Source organism: Actinoallomurus acaciae, from assembly GCF_042429965.1.
Lineage (GTDB): Bacteria > Actinomycetota > Actinomycetes > Streptosporangiales > Streptosporangiaceae > Actinoallomurus > Actinoallomurus acaciae.
The window spans coordinates 1-3,560 of record NZ_JBHLZP010000695.1; the positions used below are offsets into that span (position 1 = coordinate 1).

General features: G+C 72.0%; 4 protein-coding genes. 3 read left to right on the top strand and 1 reads right to left on the bottom strand.

Translation table 11 applies throughout. The annotated features are described in order from the left end of the window. Positions 1–362 precede the first annotated feature (362 nt). Positions 363–674 (top strand): TetR family C-terminal domain-containing protein, encoded by a 312-nt coding sequence (locus ACFFNX_RS45195; RefSeq protein ID WP_378212465.1) that lies wholly within the window; start codon positions 363–365, stop codon positions 672–674. Here the strand turns inward: ACFFNX_RS45195 and ACFFNX_RS45200 are convergent. Beyond that, positions 671–2,245: an LCP family protein gene (locus tag ACFFNX_RS45200; protein WP_378212467.1), complete on the bottom strand. Its 1,575-nt coding sequence runs from the start codon at positions 2,243–2,245 to the stop codon at positions 671–673. The genes ACFFNX_RS45195 and ACFFNX_RS45200 overlap by 4 nt on opposite strands. Before the next feature lie 279 nt (positions 2,246–2,524). Between ACFFNX_RS45200 and ACFFNX_RS45205 the strand changes: the two genes are divergently transcribed. Both ACFFNX_RS45205 and ACFFNX_RS45210 read left to right on the top strand, forming a co-directional pair. After that, positions 2,525–3,301, top strand: coding sequence for a cyclase family protein (locus tag ACFFNX_RS45205; RefSeq protein ID WP_378212469.1), 777 nt, complete (start codon positions 2,525–2,527; stop codon positions 3,299–3,301). Continuing rightward, positions 3,298–3,560: thiamine pyrophosphate-binding protein (locus ACFFNX_RS45210; protein ID WP_378212471.1), on the top strand; the 263-nt coding region annotated here is incomplete at its 3' end. The genes ACFFNX_RS45205 and ACFFNX_RS45210, both read left to right, overlap by 4 nt.

Genomic DNA, 3,560 nt, shown 5'->3' on the forward strand with positions numbered 1-3,560 from the left:
CGGCGCGCCACCCGCGGCGAGCTCGGCCGATCCGGCGGCGGACGGGTCACGCCCAGAGCCGTCGTGAGGCGCGGCGCGTGGTCGCCCGATGCCCGGCCGCCACCAGGCGGACGGCCGTACGGCGACGGCCGTCACGAACCGGCCGATGTACGGGGAGCAGACCCGCCGATCACTCCTGGATGCGGCCGAGGCACTTCGTCTCGGCGGGCTGTCGCGCGACGTCGCTCGACGAGGCCGCGCGCTTCGCCAAGGGAGCGCTTTAACGGTCGCTAACAAGGAGGCGGTCTTCACGGCGGTCCTGGAGCGCGTGCGGCGCGAGGCCGCCGAGCAGATCGCGCTCCCCCCCCGGCCTCGGCGCTCGGATGGCCGGACGTCATGGCCGCCGTGGGCGCCCACCTCGACATCACGGCCTCGGAACGGTCCCGCCGGATCGTCCCCGGAGTCCTCGGCCGGGCGATGAGCGGGCCACGGGCGGGATCGTGTGTCAGCCGGTGGAGCGGCTCACCGAGGCGGGCGTCATCACGCCGGTCGACATCTCCGTCACCGGCAGACTCATCTGCGCGGTCGTCGCCGAAGCCGCCCTGAGCCCGGCCGCGGCCGACGACCCACGCCCGGCGCGCCGGGCTGCATCGGGCAACCGCGCTCAGGGCCACGGGCCTGAGAGCATTCGTTAGCAGGAGACCTGGTCGGCCTTGATCTCGCCGCTGACCTTCGGGATCTCCGGGGTCACCTGAACGCCGGCCGGGGCGACGACCAGGGAGACCGTGCCCGGGGGCACCGTCGCGTCGGGCAGGATCCGCACGCCCGGGACGACGACGCCCAGCGCGTCCGCCTGGCGCTCCGCGCCGGTGCCGTAGAGGATCTTGGTCTCCTGCTGCACGGGGCCCTTGGCCGCGGTCACCTGGAAGTGGTGGGTCCGCAGGTCCTTGACCGCCTTCTTCGAGCCGTTGACGACGCGGACCTTCACGTCCTGCGGCTTGGGCTGCTCGGCCTGCGGCGGCGCCGGGGCGGGCGCGGGGAGCGCGTCGTCCCGGCGGATGGCCTCGAACAGCGGTTTCGCCTCGGCCGTGTTCCACTGCACCCGGTTCGGGTCCCGCGGATAGACCTGGGTCGGGACGGTGACGAACCGCACGGTGCCCGCGGTCATCCCCCGCAGGCTCGTGGCCAGCTTGCGCATCGCCGACATGCTCAGCTTGTCGTCGGTCGCGATCGACTTGGTCACCGCGTCCAGGAACCGGTACATCTTGGCCGGGTCCGCGAACATGCTGCTGCTCGTGGCCTTGTTGACCACCGAGGCCATGAACTTCTGCTGCCGCTGGATGCGCTCCAGGTCCGAGCCGTCGCCCAGGCCGTACCTCGTCCGTACGTAGCCGAGCGCGTCGTTTCCCTTGACGACCTGGCGGCCGGCCTTGAGGTTGAGGTTGGCGCGCGGGTCGTACACCGCGTGCGGCACGCAGATCTCCACCCCGCCGAGGGCGTCGACGACCCGCTTGAAGCCGGTGAAGTCGATCTTGACGTAGTGGTCGATGTGGATGTCGGTGGTGGACTCGATCGTCTTCCACGTGCAGGGCGCGCCCGCGTACGCGAAGGCGGAGTTGAGCATGCCGAAGTACGGCGCGACCTTCTGGCCGTTCTTCTTGGTACAGCCGGGCACCTGGACCATGGAGTCGCGCGGGAAGCTGACTGCGACCGCCCGGTCGCGGTTGGGCGAGATGTGCAGCAGGATCGTCGTGTCCGAGCGCTCTCCGCTGATGTCGGGCGACCAGTAGGCCTTGTTCGCCCCGTCGCGCGAGTCCGAGCCGAGCAGCAGGATGTTCATCGACTTGTTCAGCTTCGCGGGGCGGTTGGCGCCGAGCTGGTCCTCGACGTGCTCCTTGTGGATGTTGCCCTGGAGGTGCTCGTACAGGTACACGACCGTCCCGCCGGCGGCGAGCACGACGACCGCGGAGACGGCGGCGACCCACCGTAGGCCGCGGCGGCGCTTGCGCCGGGGCGGCTCGGGCGTGTCCGGCTTCGCCGCAGGGGGTTCTCCACCGTCGGCGCTCGCGCGCTCGGGCGCCCGCGTCTCCTCGGCCTCCGCCTCGTCCGGCTTCGACTCCGGCTCCGCGGCCTCTGCCTCGGCCTTCGTGGGCTCGGCCTTCGTAGGCTCGGGCTCGGTGGGCTCGGGCTCGGTGGGCTCGGGCTCGGTGGGCTCGGGCCGGGGGTCGACGTCCTTGGCCGGGCCGTCGGCGCCGTTGTCCGCCATCACACCTCATCAGTCCGTTCGCAGGCCCGTGGCCATACGAGAAAAGTTCCGCTCCCCCATTGGGACGCAGGACGACCACGACTCGTTGTCCATTGGTCGGTAAAGCGCCAGATGTCAGACATTAACGCCCCACTAGGCGAAGCGAAGAATTCAGGAGTGGAGGCGTCCACGGTTTTCCACCGGGCGTTCCGGAGGCTGGCCGCCGCCGTCCCGCGCCGGGTACGTTCGGGGCCACTGTCCGCGGGGACTCCCTCCGCGTACGGGCCGGTGGGAGGACGCATGTCGCTGCTCGCTCAACTGACCGCCGCGATCGGTGACGGCTCGATCGAGGTCGTCGACCTGACCGCGCCGCTCTCGGAGGACACGCCGATCCTCAAGCTGCCGGAGCCGTTCGGCAACACCGAGCACTTCTCGCTGCGGGAGATCAGCCGGTACGACGATCGCGGGCCCGCCTGGTACTGGAACGACATCGTCACCGGTGAGCACACCGGGACCCACTTCGACGCGCCGGTGCACTGGATCACCGGCCGCGACGGCGACGACGTCTCGCAGGTGGCACCGCGGCGGCTCATCGCCCCGGCGGTCGTGCTGGACGTCGCCGACCGGGTGGCCGCCGACCCCGACTTCCTGCTCGGCATCGACGACGTACTCGACTGGACGAAGGCCAACGGGCCGCTGCCCGAGGGCGGCTGGCTGCTCTATCGCACCGGCTGGGACGCGCGCTCGGGCGAGCAGGACGCGTTCCTCAACGCCGACGAGAGCGGCGCCTCGCACACACCGGGGATCTCGGCGGAGTGCGCGCGCTGGCTGGCCGAGGAGACGCCGATCCTGGGGCTCGGAGTGGAGACGGTCGGCACCGACGCGGGCGGCGCGCCCGCGCTGGACCCGCCGTTCCCCTGCCACTCGTTCCTGCTGGGCGCGGGCAAGTACGGGCTGACACAGCTGCGCAACCTCGACCGCCTGCCCGCACGCGGCGCCGCGGTGATCGCCTCGCCGCTGCCGATCGTAGGCGGCTCGGGCAGCCCGGCGCGGGTCCTCGCCCTGGTCGAGCGTTGATCGTCGCGGAGGCGGTGGGCGAGGCGCTCGCCGCGCTGGGCGTCCGTACGGTCTTCGGCGTCGTGGGCAGCGGCAACTTCCACGTCACGAACGCCCTGGTGGCGAGCGGGGCACGGTTCGTCGCGGCCCGCCACGAGGGCGGCGCGGCCACGATGGCCGACGCGTTCGCACGAGCGGGCGGCGGCGTCGGCGTCCTGTCGGTGCACCAGGGCCCGGGCCTGACCAACGCGCTCACCGGCATCACCGAGGCGGCCAAGAG